The 16915-nt window shown below is 63.8% G+C and carries 14 protein-coding genes; 5 read left to right on the forward strand and 9 right to left on the reverse strand.

The window, feature by feature from the left end:
* Positions 1 to 148: 148 nt before the first annotated feature.
* Positions 149 to 1060, reverse strand: a complete 912-nt coding sequence (locus tag KCG44_RS00975) for an alpha/beta hydrolase (protein ID WP_255536244.1) — start codon at positions 1058 to 1060, stop codon at positions 149 to 151.
* A gap of 334 nt (positions 1061 to 1394) precedes the next feature.
* Between KCG44_RS00975 and pepN the strand changes: the two genes are divergently transcribed.
* Positions 1395 to 4013: an aminopeptidase N gene (gene pepN / locus KCG44_RS00980; protein WP_218443645.1), complete on the forward strand. Its 2619-nt coding sequence runs from the start codon at positions 1395 to 1397 to the stop codon at positions 4011 to 4013.
* A 131-nt stretch (positions 4014 to 4144) separates the two neighbouring features.
* Here the strand turns inward: pepN and purH are convergent, their stop codons facing one another.
* The 5 genes from purH to KCG44_RS01005 form a co-directional block, all read right to left on the reverse strand.
* The gene (gene purH / locus KCG44_RS00985; RefSeq protein ID WP_218443646.1) at positions 4145 to 5731 is read right to left on the reverse strand and encodes a bifunctional phosphoribosylaminoimidazolecarboxamide formyltransferase/IMP cyclohydrolase; all 1587 of its coding nucleotides are present in this window, start codon (positions 5729 to 5731) and stop codon (positions 4145 to 4147) included.
* 3 nt (positions 5732 to 5734) lie between these two features.
* Positions 5735 to 7336, reverse strand: a complete 1602-nt coding sequence (locus KCG44_RS14480; RefSeq protein ID WP_218443648.1) for a heparinase II/III family protein — start codon at positions 7334 to 7336, stop codon at positions 5735 to 5737.
* A 5-nt stretch (positions 7337 to 7341) separates the two neighbouring features.
* Positions 7342 to 8001: a ribulose-phosphate 3-epimerase gene (rpe, locus tag KCG44_RS00995; protein WP_218443649.1), complete on the reverse strand. Its 660-nt coding sequence runs from the start codon at positions 7999 to 8001 to the stop codon at positions 7342 to 7344.
* A gap of 110 nt (positions 8002 to 8111) precedes the next feature.
* Entirely contained in the window at positions 8112 to 9464 is a 1353-nt protein-coding gene (locus KCG44_RS01000; RefSeq protein WP_439651412.1) for an RsmB/NOP family class I SAM-dependent RNA methyltransferase, read from the reverse strand.
* A complete protein-coding gene (locus KCG44_RS01005; protein ID WP_218443651.1) occupies positions 9380 to 10219 on the reverse strand; it encodes an SDR family NAD(P)-dependent oxidoreductase in 840 nt (279 codons plus the stop codon). The genes KCG44_RS01000 and KCG44_RS01005 overlap by 85 nt, the downstream gene beginning before the upstream one ends.
* Before the next feature lie 75 nt (positions 10220 to 10294).
* On the opposite strand from KCG44_RS01005, the gene KCG44_RS14315 reads away from it, so the two are divergent.
* Entirely contained in the window at positions 10295 to 10477 is a 183-nt protein-coding gene (locus KCG44_RS14315) for a DUF1674 domain-containing protein (RefSeq protein ID WP_255536245.1), read from the forward strand.
* Between the two features lie 122 nt (positions 10478 to 10599).
* On the opposite strand, the gene KCG44_RS01015 is transcribed toward KCG44_RS14315, so the two are convergent.
* The 3 genes from KCG44_RS01015 to tsaD all read right to left on the reverse strand — a co-directional run bounded on the left by KCG44_RS01015 (position 10600) and on the right by tsaD (position 14097).
* Positions 10600 to 11835, reverse strand: coding sequence for a trypsin-like serine protease (locus KCG44_RS01015; protein WP_218443653.1), 1236 nt, complete (start codon positions 11833 to 11835; stop codon positions 10600 to 10602).
* A gap of 198 nt (positions 11836 to 12033) precedes the next feature.
* Positions 12034 to 13023, reverse strand: coding sequence for an NAD(P)H-dependent glycerol-3-phosphate dehydrogenase (locus tag KCG44_RS01020; RefSeq protein ID WP_218443654.1), 990 nt, complete (start codon positions 13021 to 13023; stop codon positions 12034 to 12036).
* 9 nt (positions 13024 to 13032) lie between these two features.
* The gene (gene tsaD, locus KCG44_RS01025; RefSeq protein WP_218443655.1) at positions 13033 to 14097 is read right to left on the reverse strand and encodes a tRNA (adenosine(37)-N6)-threonylcarbamoyltransferase complex transferase subunit TsaD; all 1065 of its coding nucleotides are present in this window, start codon (positions 14095 to 14097) and stop codon (positions 13033 to 13035) included.
* Between the two features lie 23 nt (positions 14098 to 14120).
* Here tsaD and hemC point away from each other — a divergent pair, with 23 nt between their 5' ends.
* The 3 genes from hemC to KCG44_RS01040 are packed head-to-tail and all read left to right on the forward strand — an operon-like array spanning position 14121 to position 16850.
* On the forward strand, positions 14121 to 15041 hold the full coding sequence (gene hemC / locus KCG44_RS01030; RefSeq protein WP_218443657.1) for a hydroxymethylbilane synthase: 921 nt from the start codon (positions 14121 to 14123) through the stop codon (positions 15039 to 15041).
* On the forward strand, positions 15038 to 15730 hold the full coding sequence (locus KCG44_RS01035) for a uroporphyrinogen-III synthase (RefSeq protein ID WP_218443658.1): 693 nt from the start codon (positions 15038 to 15040) through the stop codon (positions 15728 to 15730). Before hemC ends, KCG44_RS01035 begins: the two co-directional genes overlap by 4 nt.
* 10 nt (positions 15731 to 15740) lie before the next feature.
* Entirely contained in the window at positions 15741 to 16850 is a 1110-nt protein-coding gene (locus KCG44_RS01040) for a COG4223 family protein (protein WP_218443659.1), read from the forward strand.
* The last annotated feature ends 65 nt before the right edge of the window (positions 16851 to 16915 follow it).

The raw sequence follows: 16915 nt of genomic DNA on the forward strand, positions 1-16915 counted from the left end.
GCGTCTATATGCGCGCGGCGGCCGGCTTGTGCCAGAGGTGCGGGAAAAAGAGGGCACGGGGAATATGTGCGACTCCTTAAGTCCCGTCTTATCTACTTCCGCCCTGAATTTTGGAGAGATCCGGTATCGCCTGGCGTTCCGACCGACGTCACTCGCTGGCTTCAGCGGCGGCGCTGGCCTGACAACGGAGCACGAGGCCATATTCGGCAAGCCAATCGGCCCCGGTCGGCAATAGATATTGGAGCGCCTCCGGTAACAAGCCATGAAGTGTGTTGGCGTGAACCAGATCATCACGCCGGTCGGAATAACACATGGGAGACCGTACGCTTGAAACAAACCGAAGGAGGCCCTCCTCCGTATCTCCACCCTCGTCAGCGAGCGAGATAAATAGTGGCGGACGGTCTGTCTCTGCCTCCCTTGCAAAGTTTCGCGAAAGTGCCTGCCCATTCCACTGCATGCTTGGCGAAAGTGCAGCATATCCATCGAACAGTTCAGGCGTCTTGATCCATGTTTCGACAACAAAATGCCCTGCTGCACTCTCTCCGAGCAGGAAGGCCCGGCCATCGTCACGGTAATGTTCGCGCAGCAAGGGAAGCACTTCGGACGACAGCCAGTGCCTGAAACCATCGCTTTCCCCTGCTGTCGGGAAACGTTTCTGTTCTGGCTCCGATGATGTCGGCGGCAGCAACTCACGTTGCCGGTCGACTGTTTCTATACCGACGAAAATTGCGGGGACGCTTCGCTGCCAAAGCTGGTTCCAGCGCTCAATTCCCAGGCTCAGGAAGAAATCCTGCTGCAAACCCGCATCGAGCATCAGCACCATGGGATAGGTCTGGTCATCCTGCCCATAACCTGTCGGCAAAACGACATTCACGCGTCGTTCCGCATCATGCGTCGACAAGATATGGGACGTTCCGATCGTCAGAGGTTCGGAGCGAAGCGCGTCACGCGCGTGCAATGGCGTCACGAAAAGCAGCAAAATTACGGAAGCAAATGCAGGTATTTTCATGTGGGAAATATTCCTGTCCTCAAAAGACATCGGTGTAACCTCAACGTCCATTGGCTTGGTCCTAACAGGCTTGTTCGCGCGCTGCCAGCACGCCTGAATTCTATTCCCCTCCCACCCCCCGGACATAGCCAGACCGACGGTGCCCACGTCCGTCGCGCTGCGCCATCGTCGCCCGCTTGCTGACAAAAGCCGACGATGATCCGATGCACAATTGGCCCGAGCCGATCGCAACGACGGGGACCGACCGGAATGTTCACGACCGCCATTTCTGCGAGCGCTATGCGCCGAATGGCGGGTCTTTTTTGCGGCGGCGCTGCCGATTCAGCCGCCATCCTCAGCGATTCTCTCCATTGCACGGTGCCAATGCCGCGCTAACTCGTTCGACATGGATATTCTTCCCGCAGACGCATCACCGCCGCCGCAGGCGTCGCACATCACGCACCGCAAGGATTACCAGCCGCCCGCATGGCTGGTACCGGATGCGGCGCTGACCTTTGACCTTGGCGCGAAGCGGACAAAAGTGTCGGCCCGGCTGAATGTCGTGCGCGGCGCGGGGCCGCGCGGGCCGCTGATCCTGAATGCGGAGGCGCTGGAGCTCCTGAGCGTGTCGGTCGGCGGGCGGAAACTGTCCGCGGATGATTATTCCTATGCCGATGACAGGCTGACGCTGGTGATCGAGGGCGATGAGGCGGTCGTCGAGACCGAAGTGCGGATCGCGCCCGACCGGAATACGCAGTTGATGGGGCTATATGCCTCTGGCGGCATCCTGTGCACGCAGTGCGAGGCGGAGGGGTTCCGGCGGATTACGCCGTTCCCCGACAGGCCGGATATCCTGTCGCGCTATACGGTGACCCTGCGCGCGGACCGGACGGACTATCCGGTGCTATTGTCGAACGGCGACCCGGGCGAGCTGCGCGATCTGGGCGATGGGCGGCATGAGATCATGTGGACCGACCCGCATCCCAAGCCCTGTTACCTGTTCGCGGCGGTCGCGGGAAAACTCGCGGCGCTGAAGGACAGCTTCACCACCATGTCGGGCCGCATTGTGGCACTGGGCATCTGGGTCCGCCCCGGCGACGAGCCGCGCTGCCAGCATGCCATGCGGGCGCTGAAGGATTCGATGGCGTGGGATGAACGGACCTATGGCCGGGAATATGATCTCGACGTTTTCAACATTGTGGCGGTGGACGATTTCAACTTCGGTGCGATGGAGAATAAGGGCCTCAACATCTTCAATTCGAAATATGTGCTGGCGGACCGGGAGACGGCGACGGACACGGATTTCGACAATATCGCCGCCATTGTCGCCCATGAATATTTCCACAACTGGACCGGCAATCGCATCACCTGCCGCGACTGGTTCCAGCTGTCGCTGAAGGAAGGGCTGACGGTGTTCCGCGACCAGTCGTTCAGCGCGGATCATGGCAGCGCGGCGGTGAAGCGTATCCAGGATGTCCGTACGCTGAGGATTGCCCAGTTCGCCGAGGATGCCGGGCCGCTTGCACATTCGATTCGTCCGGATTCCTATCAGGAAATCAGTAATTTCTATACATCCACCATCTATAATAAGGGCGCGGAAGTCATCCGCATGATGGCCACGCTGGCGGGGGCGGAACGCTACCGCGCGGGCACCGATCTGTATTTCGAACGCCATGATGGCGAGGCGGCCACGTGCGAGGACTGGATATCGGCGATTGAAGACGGCGCGGCACTGGACCTGTCGCAGTTTCGGCGCTGGTACACGCAGGCGGGCACACCGACGGTGAACGCCACATTGACGCATGATGCCGACGCCAGGACGGCGACGCTGACCCTGTCGCAGGATCTGCCGAACGTGCCCAATGCCGGCGGGCGGAAACCCATGCATATTCCCTTGAAAACGGCCCTGTTCGGGCGCGAAAGCGGTGCCCGCCTGGGTAAGGAACGGCTGATCGAACTGAAGGACGCCGCTGTCCAGATCGATTTTGGCGGCATTGAAGAAACGCCCATATTGTCGATCAACCGCGCCTTTTCCGCGCCGGTGTCGGTAAAGGCGACGCGCGCGCCGGGCGAGCTGGCATTTCTGAGCGCACATGATGACGATCCCTTCGCGCGCTATGAGGCGATGCAGGAATTGATGTCGGACTGGCTGGTAAAACGCGCACGCGGCGAGGGCGAAGACGCGGCCGCTATCATCGACGCCGTAACGCGCACACTGGACGACCAGTCGCTGGACGATGCGTTTCGCGCCGAAGCGATCCTGACGCCTGCCGATACGCTGATCGTCGATCGGATCGGGACGGACGTCAGTCCGCGGGCCGTGGTGCAGGCGCGCCGGACGCTGCGCAAAACCATGTTGTCGGGTGCCGGGCATGAGCGGTTGATGCGGATTATCGAAAGCGGACGCGGCGGCAGTTTCGACCTGTCGCCAGAAGCGAAAGGCAAGCGCCGGCTGCGCGCCGTGGCGCTGGGGCTGCTGTTCGCGGACCCCGGGGAGGAGGCCATAGCGGCGGCGGCGGCGCTCTATGACAAGGCGGACAATATGACCGACCGGATGGCCGCGATGACAGCGCTGGCCGGGTCAGATACGGCGGAACGCGTCCGCGTGCTGGCCGATTTTCATGCGCGGTTCCGCAGTGACGCAAATGTGATCGACAAATGGTTCACGGTGCAGGCGATGGCGGAGACCGGCGATCCGCTGGCGACGACACAGCATCTGATGGCACATGAGGATTACAGCGCGTCCAACCCGAACCGTTTCCGGGCCCTGATCGGCGGGTTTGCAGCGAACATGCCGGGCTTCCATGCCGAGGGCGGCGCGGGGTATCGCTTTCTGGCGGATCAGATCCTGACCGTCGACAGGATCAATCCGCAGACCGCCGCGCGGTTCGTCGCGCCGCTGGGACGGTGGCGGCGCTTCCGGCAGGACGACGCGGCGGCGATGCGGGCGGAACTGCAACGCATGCTGGATGCGCCGGGCCTGTCAAAAGACGTGCGCGAAATGGCGGAAAAGTCGCTGGCCTAGTGCTTATCTAGGCCCCGCGCTTCATCCGATCTTTCTGAGCGCAGCCGAAGGCCCCACCCGGGAGGATCGCGCGTCCCGCTCAGGCCATACCGGCGAAAGCCGGGGTGACGAACGACAGAAGGTTCGCGCTCCTAGTGCCGGAAATGCCGCATGCCGGTGAAGGCCATGGCGAGGTCGCGTTCGTCCGCGGCGGCGACGACGTCGTCATCGCGGATGGAACCGCCCGGCTGAATAATGGCCGTCGCGCCCGCGTCGGCGGCGGCAATCAGCCCGTCGGCAAACGGGAAGAAGGCGTCCGAGGCAACGGCACTGCCGACCGTCCTGGGTTCCGGCCAGCCCGCCGTTTCCGCGGCATCGCGGGCTTTCCAGGCGGCAATGCGGGCGGAATCGAGGCGGCTCATCTGGCCCGCGCCGATGCCGGCGGTACCGCCGTCCCGGGCGTAAACGATCGCATTCGACTTCACATGTTTCGCTACGCGCCAGGCAAAGGACATGTCGGCATGCTCGGTGTCGGTGGGCTGGCGCTTCGTCACGATCTTCAGCGCCGCTTCGATACGGCCATTGTCGCGGGTCTGCAGCAGGTAGCCGCCGGTCATCGCCTTCATCGTCAGGCCGCCCCGCGCCGGGTCGGGAAGGTCGCCCGTCAGCAGCAGCCGAAGGTTCTTCTTCGCGGCGAAGACCGCGCGGGCGGCTTCATCGGCGTCGGGAGCGATGACGACTTCGGTGAAGATCTCCGTGATCGCGCGGGCGTCCGCTTCGCCAAGTGGGCGGTTGGACGCGATGATGCCGCCAAATGCGGATACGGGATCGCAGGCAAGCGCGGCGCGGTACGCCGCCTCCACATCCACGCCGCCGCTTACACCGCAGGGGTTCGCGTGCTTGATGATGGCGACGGTCGGACGGTCTCCGCGAAATTCGGAAATCAGTTCCAGCGCCCCCTCGGCGTCGTTCAGATTATTATAGCTGAGCGCCTTGCCCTGCACCTGCTCGGCCTGCGCGACGCCGTTCGCATGCGGTCCCATCGGAACGTAGAGCGCCGCCTTCTGGTGCGGGTTTTCGCCATAGCGAAGCTCCGTCTCGCTGCGCGTCATGGTGATGGGCAGCATGTCGGGGAACATCTGGCCCTGATCAGCAAAAGCGAACCAGCTGGCAATGGCGGCATCATAGGCGGCAGTCGCCGCATAGGCCTTGGCCGCAAGACGCTTGCGCGTGCCAGACGTGGTCCCGCCCTCCGCGATCTCCCGCGCGATCTCCGTATAGTCCGCCGGGTCCGTGACAATCGCGACACTGGCATGGTTCTTCGCGGCGGAGCGGACCATCGAAGGGCCGCCAATATCGATATTTTCAATAATCTCGTCACGTTCCGCGCCGCGCGCGACGGTCTGGGCGAAGGGATAGAGATTGACGACGACCAGGTCGATCGGCGCGATGCCGTGTTCGCGCATCGCCGCCTCATGTTCAGGATGTCCGCGCACGCCCAGAAGGCCGCCGTGCACCGCCGGGTGCAGCGTCTTTACGCGGCCGTCCATCATCTCGGGAAAGCCGGTGACGTCCGCCACATCCGCCACTGTCAGCCCCGCATCGCGCAGCGCCTTTGCCGTTCCGCCGGTGGAGATGAGTTCCACCCCGGCCGCGGCCAGCGCCCTGCCAAAATCGGCGAGGCCGGTCTTGTCGGATACGGAAAGCAGTGCGCGCCGGACGGCGACCTGATCAGTCATTCTTTATCTCACCTTGTTGAAGCGCCAGCGAAGGACAGTGTCCCCGAGCGCGGATTCGCCGGTAACCGCCAATTGGCGGCTGCGATTGAGGCCGCCGTCTTCGCCGATCCAAAGGCTGTCGTCCACCACAAGCGTGCCGCCTGACAGCTTGAATTGCCACATGCGGCCTTTCGCGGTTTTCAGGACGGCTCCCTTCCCATCGGCGGTCGGCGCCACGTCCGTGCCAGGGGTCAGATGAAAGCGGAGCGCAAACGGGTGCGCGGATTTCGCCTTGCGCCCTGCCCCCGAAAGGACGTCTTCACCGCGCAAATCCGTACCGCCCGCCGCCAGGAACAGGCGGCGATGGTGCATCAGACCGAAACGGCGGCGATAACCGTCGTGACACATGTCGAGCCACTGGCCCTCCTCGCTTTCCTGGCGGGAAATCTCGACCTGATCGACGCCCGTGCCAAGCGCGCCGGTTTCGGGGATATGAGACTGGTTGCGATCATCGACCGTAATGGTGGAATGGGCAGCGGTCGTGCGGACGACCTGTTCAAGCCGGGCATCGGCGGGACTTCCGCCGACATTGGCAATGATGCGTTCCTCGCCGTCGCTCATTTCAAAGGCGAGCGCACCGGCATGAGCGGCCGCGTTGACATCGGCATCGGGCGGCGGTCCGGCGTCAACAAGCACAATTGCGCGGCCGCTTTCCAGACGCTGAAGACCAGATGTCGCCCCCGCGCCGATCCCGCGCGCCGCCATGCCGGGCCATGCCAGGATATTGTCAATATGGGCGGCGGACATAATGGGACTGCCATGCAGCGCGGCGAGGCGGCCATCGCCAAGACGGGCGGCACGAATGCCCGCGCGGACAAGGCCGTCCTGCGCTTGCTGCGCCTCTGGCCAATCGAGACTGCGCGCCTCATAGGCGGTGCGCAGCATGTGCAGCCAGCACATCACCGCCAGCAGGTCGGAGGGCCGCCTGCTGGCGGGGAGGCCATGCGGCATGACGAACGCGCTGAGCGCGCCGTCGAGCAACGCCTCCGCCTTGCCAAGACGGCGGTCGCCGCGCTCCAGCATCAGACCGGCGATCACCAGACCGGCGGCGGCGATGACGCGGGGCAGACCCTGCGGCGCGCGGGCCATGTTCTTTTCCGCATGGGTCGCCGCGCGGGCATAATGGCCAAGAACACCGCCGCGATAGCCGCTGTCGCGGCTGGAAAGGATGTAGGGCGCGTAAAAGGCCCAGAATGCGAGGCGCGCGCCAATGCGGTCGGGGCGCCACGCCTCGCCATCCGGCATATCATTGGCAGCGAGCCAGCCCTTGACGATGGGTTGCACAAAATCGGCGCCGTGGTCCATCGTCAGCGCGAGGCCAAGGTCCCTGAGCCAGGCAAAGCCATGCACATGACTGCGAAACGTATCGCTCGCGCCCGGCAGCGCCCAGTCGGCGCCGCGCAGGACGAAGCGCTCGCGGCCCTGCCGGATTTCGCCGCGAAGCAGAGCGCGCGCCGCCTCGGTATCGCCCGCCACCGGGTCGCTTATCGTCGCAAGGAAACGCACCGGGACGCGCCGCCTGAAGCCCAGGCGCTCGGCAAGACTGATCCGGCCGGAGTCAGGCACCGCAATCAGGCACCCCGGAGCGCGGCGATATTTTCCGCATATTTGTCCGGACCGCCGCGAAACGTCGCCGTTCCGGCGACGAGCACGTTCGCCCCGGCATCAATGGCAAGCTGGCAGGTATCCCTGTCGACGCCGCCATCAACTTCAAGATCGATATCGCGGCCGGTTTCATCAATGCGCGCCCGGATCGCCTCAATCTTCCTCAACTGCGACGTGATGAAGCTCTGCCCGCCAAAACCGGGATTTACGCTCATGACCAGAATAAGGTCGAGATGTTCGATGACATAATCGAGGACATCGAGCGACGTCGCGGGATTAAGAACGACCCCCGCTTTCCTGCCGAGCGCCTTGATGGTCTGAACGGTGCGGTGAAGGTGAGGCCCGGATTCGGGATGCACGCTCAGTATATCCGCGCCCGCTTCGGCAAATGCCTCAAGGTAAGGATCGACGGGCGCGATCATCAGATGAACATCGAAAGGCTTTGTGCTGTGCGGGCGGAGCGCCTTCACCACAGCGGGGCCGATGGTCATATTCGGTACAAAATGACCGTCCATGACGTCGACATGTATGTAGTCGGCACCCGCCGCATCAATGGCGCGAACCTCCTCCCCCAAACGGGCGAAATCAGCGGAGAGGATGGACGGCGCGATGCGAATGTTGCTCATGGAATCGATATAGTCATTTCAGGCGTGTCTGGCCACGCGGGCCCAAGAAAAAATCAGTCATATTTGCCGCGGCGCAGCGTGCCTGCGGCGAGCCGTGTGAAATACAGCGCCTAGACCGCCTGAGGCGCGCGCAGCCGCGCCATGTAGAATCCGTCAAGACCGCCCTGATCGGCAAGGTCACCGGGCAGCGTGCGGATGCTGCCATCCGGCCTAGGTGTCAGACCTGCGGGCAGAATGCCGGTCGCCGGCACCTCCATTTGCCAGCCGGGTGCGCGTTCGAGAAAGGCGGCCAGCTGCATCTCACCCTCCTGCCGCTCAAGCGAGCAGACGGAATATACCAGGCGTCCACCGGGCCGTACGAGCGTAGCCGCGTGATCGAGGAGGGCAGCCTGCAGCGCGATGGTTTCCTTCATTCGTGTTGGTTTGCGCAGGTGCAGGACGTCTGGGTGGCGGCGAAAAATGCCGGTGCCTGAGCACGGCGCGTCGAGAAGAACAGCATCATAGGGCGTGTCGGCGGTGAACTTCCGTCCATCAGCCTCAACCAGGGTCGCCGTGAGACCGGTGCGGGTCAGGTTCTCCTGTAAGCGCTCCAGCCGGATTTCGCTGTCATCGAGGGCCGTGACATCCGCGCCGGCCGCTGACAGCTGCATGGTCTTGCCGCCAGGGGCCGCCGCCATGTCGAGAATGCGTTCTCCCGCGGCAGGCTGGAGCAGGCGCGCCGGTAGCGATGCCGCGATATCCTGTACCCACCAGTCGCCCGCTTCGAAGCCTGGAAGGTCCTCGATACGTCCGCCGGACGGCAGGCGGAGGTGGCCGGGAAGCAGGCTGATCGCCATATCCTCGAATACGGACAGGTCGACCTGCCCCTTGAACGTCAGGTCAAGGGGCGGCGGCGCGGCGAGCGAAAGTCCGGCCGCATCCACCACCTCCTCACCCCAGGATGCGAACCAGCGTGTCGCCCATGGGTCCGGCATGGTCGGCTGTTCGGGCAGCTCCGCGCCCTCTTTCAGCAAACGGGCCAGGACGGCGTGGACCAGGCGGCGCGGGCCCCCGTCCACAAGGGGAAGTGCCGTCGCGACAACCGCGTGATGCGGTGTCTTCATGACGATCGCCTGCACCAGCGCGATGCGCAAAACCATGCGGGCCGGCGCCTCCTCGGGAAGGTTGCGGTCGGTCGCGCTGTCGATCAGGTCATCGAGATCGGGAAGCCAGCGCAGCGCAAGGCTGGCGATGGACCGGGACAGGCCGCGGTCCGCCGGGTTTTCTATCTTGCGGAGCGCGCGGGGCAAGGCAGCCTCAAGCGCCTGATGGCGCCACAGGACAGCCTGTAAAAGCGTCAGGGCGGCGCGGCGTGAGGGCAGGCCAGCGGGAAGATCGGTCAGGATTTCGTCCCATCCGGGCTGGCGGTCAGAAACGCACCAAGGCGTTTCCAGTAACTGACCGGGAACAGGCGCGTCATCCAGTCGACCATGCGGGCGTCCCTGCCAATAAGAACGCGGTGCCTGCCCTGCTCCATGCCGGCGATGATCGTTTCCGCCGCCTGCTCGGGCGTCGTTGGTGAGGTTGCGACGAAGGCATCGGGATCATTCAGCGCTTCGCCCGACCCGCTGTCCATCCCCTTGATAAATTTCGCATTATGAGCGACGCGGGTTTTAATGCCACCGGGATGGACACGGACGATTTTCACATGCGGTGCGGTTTCGGAAAGTTCGAGATGCATGGCCTCCGACAGGCCGCGCACCGCGTATTTGGAAGCATTATATGCGCTTTGCGTCGGATATCCCATCATGCCAAAGATGCTGGAAATATTGACGATCCAGCCACCATCGGTCGCCTTCACATGGGGCAGCGCGGCGCGGCACCCACGCACGACGGCGTTGAAATTCACGTCCATGACGCGGTCGAAATCCTCTGCGGGCGTATCCTCGAACGGAGCGATCACGCTGAGCCCGGCATTGTTGATGACGCCGTGAAGACCGCCGAATTCCGCCGCGGCTTCGTCGATCCATGCCTCGAGCACACCGGCGTCAGTGACATCGAACACGCGCGTGGAATGCGGGTAATTGCCAAGCATGCGGCTGGTTTCGGCGAGACCGTCAGCATCCCGGTCGGCGAGCGCGACCTTCGCACCGCGCTTGGTAAGGCTGATCGCAAGCGCGCGGCCAATACCGCTGCCCGCACCCGTCACGGCAATGGTCCGTCCATTCAATGAGATCATCGTGAAATCGCTCCCCAGGGCATGCGCGCAAATATCGTCTTAACGGATCATGCCTGAAAGCGTTAGTCTATCGCGATGAGCAAGAGCACAACCGCATCGCCCGTGTCCGATACCGCCCCTGAACGGGCCAAGGATACTGAAGCCGCCACGAATGTTGCCGCCGACGCGCAGAAACAGAAGGAGGTCGGCGGCCGCAAAGGCCTGGACCCCACGCGCTACGGTGACTGGGAAAAGGGCGGCATCGCCGTCGACTTTTAGAAACAGGACGGCAAAGCCTAACCGCCAGAGCCGAGAAATGCAGCCGCGATATGAAAAGGGCGCCGCGACCTGATGATCGCGACGCCCTTTTTCATTCGGCGTCAGCCAAAGACCCAAAGGCCTTAGGCAGCGCGGCGGCGGCGTGCAGCCACCAGGCCGAGAACGCCAAGGCCGAGCAGGCCGATCGCACCCGGAGCGGGAACGAGCAGCGAGAAGGCGAGATCACCATTCAGGCCAGCATCAACGAAGTCCTGATAGCGGCTGACACGCGTGTCACCGTTCAGTTCACCCCATGATGAGTTCAGGCAGCCATTTCGAGCCGTCGAGAACGTCGCTTCGCCCTGTTCTGAAGAATCGAAGTCCGGCGACATTTCAAAGTCGGAAATGACACCATCACCATTATAGTCAGCGCCCGCACCTGGACCGCAACCGCCGAAGAATGGCGAGAAGGTCGACCCGAAGGACGTTACACCGGCAATCAGACCGTTGATGAAGGTCGGGCCGCCGGAGTCACCGCCACCAACGCCATAATCAATGACATTGCCATTGGCGTCGCGGACGCCCGTGCCGCCGAATTCGCCATTGTCGATTCCAAAGAATTCAAGCGCGATATCGAGTTTTTCGAACAGGTTGTTCGCATCTGTGCCATTGTCGAAGTCAGCGAGCAGGAAGTTGTCGCTGTAGCCAAGACCGTTATTGATGTTTTCCCAAATGTTGACGCCCGAACGCTTGATGCCGTCGAGGCCGCCACGTGCGCCATTGGCGCGGTCCGCCGCGGACGGCGTCGGTGTCGTGCCGTTTGCGCCGTAACCCGTCGTGCCGCCGCCAACTTTCGTGTGGATCTGGCCGTGCTCGTCGGAATCGCGATAGATGCTGTAAATCTCTTCGCCGTTCGAAACAGGTGCGCTGAGCTTCAGGAGCGCAATATCGTTCTCAGGGCCATTTGGCTCACCGAAACCGATATAGTCCGGGTTCAGAAGAATGCTCTCGACCTGATAAACAGCTTCCGGCTGGCGCCAGTTGGTACCGGTGCGGAATTCAATCCGGTCATAGCCCTGGCCGCGCGTGCCACGGTCGCCGAAGTCGAGGCAGTGTGACGCACTGAGAAGCGTATCCGCGCTGATCAAAGAAGCCGTGCAAACGAAAGCCTGGCCGTTATTCTGGAACATCACCAGTTCACCAACACCGGTGAATTCGTCAGGAGCGACTTCATTGTTGCCGTTGATCAAATCGGCCTGTGTCTGCGGGAGCAGGCGCGGTGCCGTGATCTTCGAGCTGGCATCTGCAAGCGGCGTTGCGACCGCCGATGCAGGAATGGCGAACGCGATTGCGGCGCCGAGTAGATACTTGGATTTCATGCTGAATCCCCACTTACTTTTACAAACTGGCGCGCAACCCCGCGTCACACGCCGATGTAAAAAGGCAAGCAAGACCTGTACCAGAATGTCTATATCCTTGATTCAATTATATGTTCACGGATACGAAACAAAATTGCCTTAAGAAAGTGTAAAATTATCCGACACTTTAATTCCGAAAAAGCTTCTTAAAACCGAATTTTATTCCGCCAACATGGGCAGTTCCGTTCGAAGAGGGCGCGACAATAGCGCCGAAATCGCCGAATGCGCGTCGAGCTGGCCTTCGATCAGCGCGAGCACGGTATCCGCGATGGGCATTTCCACACCTATCGACCGCGCCGCACGCGCAAGGACAGGCGCAGTGTGCACACCCTCCGCCACGGTCACCCGGTCCGCCATCAGTGCCGCGGCACTCCGGCCTTCGCCGAGCGCCTTGCCGAAGCTCATATTGCGCGACGCCTCGGACGAGCATGTGAGAACGAGGTCGCCAAGTCCCGACAGGCCGCCCATGGTTTCCGCCCGCGCGCCCTTGGCAAGGCCGAAACGGGTCATTTCGGCGAAGCCCCTGCTGATCAGTGCCGCGCGGGCGTTCTGGCCAAGGTCAAGTCCGGTCGCCACACCGCAGGCAATGGCGAGGACATTCTTGACCGCACCGCCGACTTCCGCGCCGATCAGGTCATCGGTCATATAGGGGCGGAACCGTGGCTGCGCGATCCGCTTCACAAGCGCCGCGGCGGTGTCCGTGTCCGCGCATGCGAAGGTAATGGCGGTGGGCAGGCCGGATGCGACTTCCGCGGCGAATGTCGGCCCGCTCAAGACAGCGATGGGAGCCGCGGGACTGACATCGGCGGCCACTTCGGTCATCAGCATTTCCGTGTCCGCCTCTATCCCCTTGCAGCAAAGAATGAGCGGGCGCTGCCCGGCATCGAGCGAAGACAGCGTCGCGCGAAGATGCTGCGCCGGGCACACCAATAGCAAGGCGTCGCAATCGTCGAGGTCCGCCATTCTGCTGGTCGGTGCGATCGCATCGGACAGGGCAATTCCGGGAAGAAATGTGCGGTTCTCCCGCAGCGATGAAATATCGGCGGCAACCTGTTCCTCACGCGCCCACAATCGTGTGGGGCCGCCCGCAGCACAAATCTGTGCGAGGGCCGTTCCCCATGCTCCTGCTCCGACGACGCCCAGCTTCATAACGATCTCCTAAGCCTTAACACCGGCACCGCGCGCGCTTTCCGCATCCGGGTCGAGTGGCCAGCGTGCCCGCGCGGGTGTGTCCAGCGGATCGCTGTGACCCAGCCGGAAATGTTCAACGCCCGCCCATGCGATCATGGCCGCATTGTCCGTGCAGAGCGCCAGCGGCGGCGCGACCAGCCTCAGCCCAAACTCGCCCGCCAGCGCTGCCAGCGAATGCCGCACGCGCCGGTTCGCGGCGACACCGCCCGCGACCACAAAGGCCGTCGCCTCCGGCATGGCATCGAGTGCAATCCGGCTGCGATCGACCAGACAATCGCAGGCGGCGGCCTGAAAACTCGCGGCAACATTTTCCGGCGCCGGAGCGGGATCGGCCTGTACGGCGCGCAGGACGGCGCTCTTGAGACCGGCAAATGAAAAATGCGGCTCCGCCGTGCCCACAAGGGGCCGGGGCAGCGCGACGGCGGTTTCGTCGCCGCGGGCTGCCAGACGCTCGACCGCCGGCCCGCCGGGATAGCCGAGGCCAAGAATCTTCGCGGTCTTGTCGAACGCCTCGCCAGCCGCATCGTCTATCGTGGTGGCAAGCCGGCGATAGCTGCCGACACCGTCAACCGCGAGCAGCTGCGTATGACCGCCAGAAACGAGCAACAGCAGATAAGGAAATGTCAGTGTTTCATCATCGAGACGCGGGCTGAGCGCGTGTCCTTCAAGGTGGTTGATCGCGATGAACGGCTTTCCGCTCGCAAAGGCAAGTGCCTTGCCTGTCACCAGGCCGACCATGACGCCGCCGATCAGGCCCGGACCGGCCGTTGCCGCGATGGCGTCGACGTCGCGAAGACCGATACCGGCCTCCTCTAGAACCGCCTCGACGAGAGGCGCAAGTCGTTCCGTATGCGCGCGCGCGGCGATTTCGGGGACGACGCCGCCAAAGGGCGCATGCTCCGCCTCCTGCGTGGCGATGCGCTCGGAAAGGATGGTGCGGTCGCCGCACACCAGTGCCGCGGCCGTCTCATCGCAGCTCGATTCAATGCCAAGTATGAGGGGGCGCACTGGCTGGGATATTGTATTGGCCATACCCGTCAGTTACGCGGGCGGGCATGGAGAAGAAAGCGTTTCGTATCGGCACGCGCGGGTCACCGCTGGCCCTGGCGCAGGCGAACATGGTGGCTGCGGCGATTGGCGAGCCGGCCGAGCTGGCGATTGTTCGTACGGCGGGCGACCGCGAACAGTCACGTCCGCTGGCCGCGATTGGCGGCAAGGGCGTCTGGACGGCGGAGCTGGAACGGCAATTGCTGTCCGGCGAAATCGACATGGCCGTTCACTCGATGAAGGACGTGGAGAGCGAGCGCCCCGGCGGTCTGTTCATCGCCGCGATGCTGCCGCGTGCCGATGTGCGCGACCGGCTGATCGGACTGCCGAACCTGGCGGCGCTGACAGCAGGCGCGACAATCGGCACGTCTTCCCCGCGCCGCGCATCACAGCTTCTGCGAAGGGTCCCCGGCCTTAACATCGTCCCGTTCCGGGGGAATGTCGCGACCAGATTGCAGCGGATCGCCGATCGTGAAGCGGATGCGACGCTGCTGGCCGCCGCCGGTCTGGCGCGGCTTGGTCAGGATGATGTCGGCACGGCCATCGAGACGAGGGATATGCTGCCCGCGCCCGGCCAAGGTGCCATAGGCATCGAAGTGCGCGCGGACCGGGCGAGACTGCGCGAGCGACTGGCACAGATATCGCATCCCGAAACCTATGACGCTGTGACGGCGGAGCGCGCCTTTGCCCGCGCGCTGGGCGGGTCCTGTCACAGCCCGGTGGCGGCACTTGCCGTGATTGAAGGTGATCGCCTGGTCCTGCGCGGCGAAATCCTGTCGGAGAATGGCCAGATACATCGCAGTGGGGAGGCGTCGCTATCAGGCGTACGATCCCGCCACGGTGTGGAGGCGATGGGCGCGGCGCTGGCACGCGATCTGCTGGACGGCGCGCCGGAAGCGCTGGCGTCTCTGTTCACGGCTGCCGGGTGAACATTCTACTGACGAGGCCGGAGCGGCAGTCGCGGCGGACGGCGGCCCGCCTGGCCGGGCTTGGACACAGCGCGCTGGCCTCACCGCTACTGAAGATCGTCCCGGCACGCTGGCCGGTACCGGACGAGCGTCCCGGCGCGATCTTCCTGACGAGCGCGAATGCGGTGGCCGGGGGCGTGCCCGATATCCTGCTGGACGTCCCGGTCTATGCGATGGGCAGAGCCAGTGCGGACGCCGCGCGGCGCGCCGGACTGTTGCATGTCGAAAGCCTGCAGGCCGCGGGTGCGGCGGACCTATATGAAAAGGCCGCCGCGCGCGGGGTACGCTCGGCGCTGCATCTTTGCGGACGGGATCTGACGGACGCTGCCGTTCCGCCGGGCATGACGATCCGGCATGTGATGACCTATGCCGCGGAAGCCTGCCCGCTGAGCGCCGATGCCATTGACGCGCTGCGCGGCGGCAAGGTGGATTTGACGCTGCTTTATTCAAGCCGCACCGCCGCGAGGTTCGCCAGCGAAGTCGATCGGCTGGCCATCAGGCGCGGCGCGCAGGCTGTGGTGCTGATCGGCCCCGCGCTGGAAACGGTCATCGGGTCCGGCTGGAAAGACGTGCGCATCGCGGCCATGCCCAATGAAGATGCATTGCTGGCAGCAGCAGGTCTGTTGTGCGAAAGGCAAGGGGTGCGCTAGGAGCTTTGCCATGGACAAATATGAGACAGACCCTGCGACGAGCGGAAACGAGGCGGCAAAAACGCAGCGTTCCTTCCTCCCGTGGCTGATCGTTGTTGCGCTGCTGTTCCTGCTATTGGGTATGATCGCGAACCCCTGGTTCGAACGTGAAGTCAGGACACGCCTGCCCTGGGTCGAGCAGGAAGCGGACATGGGCAGCGTGTCGGCGCGCCTCACTCAGCAGGACAGCAATATGGAACAGCTGGAGACGCGAATTGCCGCGCTCGAACAGCGCCCTGTGGCCGCGCCCCAGGCACTCGCGCCGCTGCCTTTGCCAAGCGGCACGGCCTCTGCCGCCGACACGCCGCCCGCGCTTAACGACCCCGTTCTGCCCAACATTGCCGCGAACCTGGCGACCGACCGACTGGCGCGTGTGGAATCGCGTGTTGAATCCATCGACCGTGAACAGACGGCGCTGGGAGGCCGGGTCAACAATCTTTCCGCCGAAGTGGCCGGTCTGACCGTGCGCGTCGAGGATTCGCGCGGAGAGGCGGCCGGACAGATGGCGGCGGCCGAACGGCTGGCGGGCGATGCCCGCGCCGTTCTCCTGCTGGGCCGCGCACGGGCCGCTTTTGAATCAAGCGAGCCCCTCGGCGCGATCGGACCTGCGCTGCAGGCAGCGCTTCCCGCCGAAGCGGGCGACGACATCGATCAGCTGGCAACGGGCATGCGGCAACTGGTTTCGCCGCAGCAGCTGCGAAACCGGTTCGCAGACCTGAAGCCCGCATTGCTGGGCGCGGGACAGGAGGAAGTGACCGGCGGACCCTGGGACCGCTTCGTCAGCATGCTCGCCGACATCTTCACGGTCCGGCGCAGCGGCGCGGAGACCGATGAAGACAATATGGAGGCAACCGTCGAGCGGATCTCCAGCGCACTTGGGCAGGGCAATATCGCCGCAGCCGTCGATGCCTATGCGCGCCTGCCTGCGTCTGCTCGACGTCAGGGCAACCGCTGGTTCGCCGATGCCTCCAACCATGTCCGCACCGAAACCGTTCTGGGGCGGCTGGAGGCACGCGTCGTCGAAACGCAGCCAGCGGCCGCGCCAAGCGGACCTGCTGCCGATGAGGCGACTTCCCTCTGACCCGGCGGCTTCTCCTTCTGGCACTGGTCGCCGGTCTGGCGCTGCTGACGGCGCTGGCGGCGAAT

Source organism: Pacificimonas pallii (genome assembly GCF_019204005.1).
GTDB lineage: Bacteria > Pseudomonadota > Alphaproteobacteria > Sphingomonadales > Sphingomonadaceae > Pacificimonas > Pacificimonas pallii.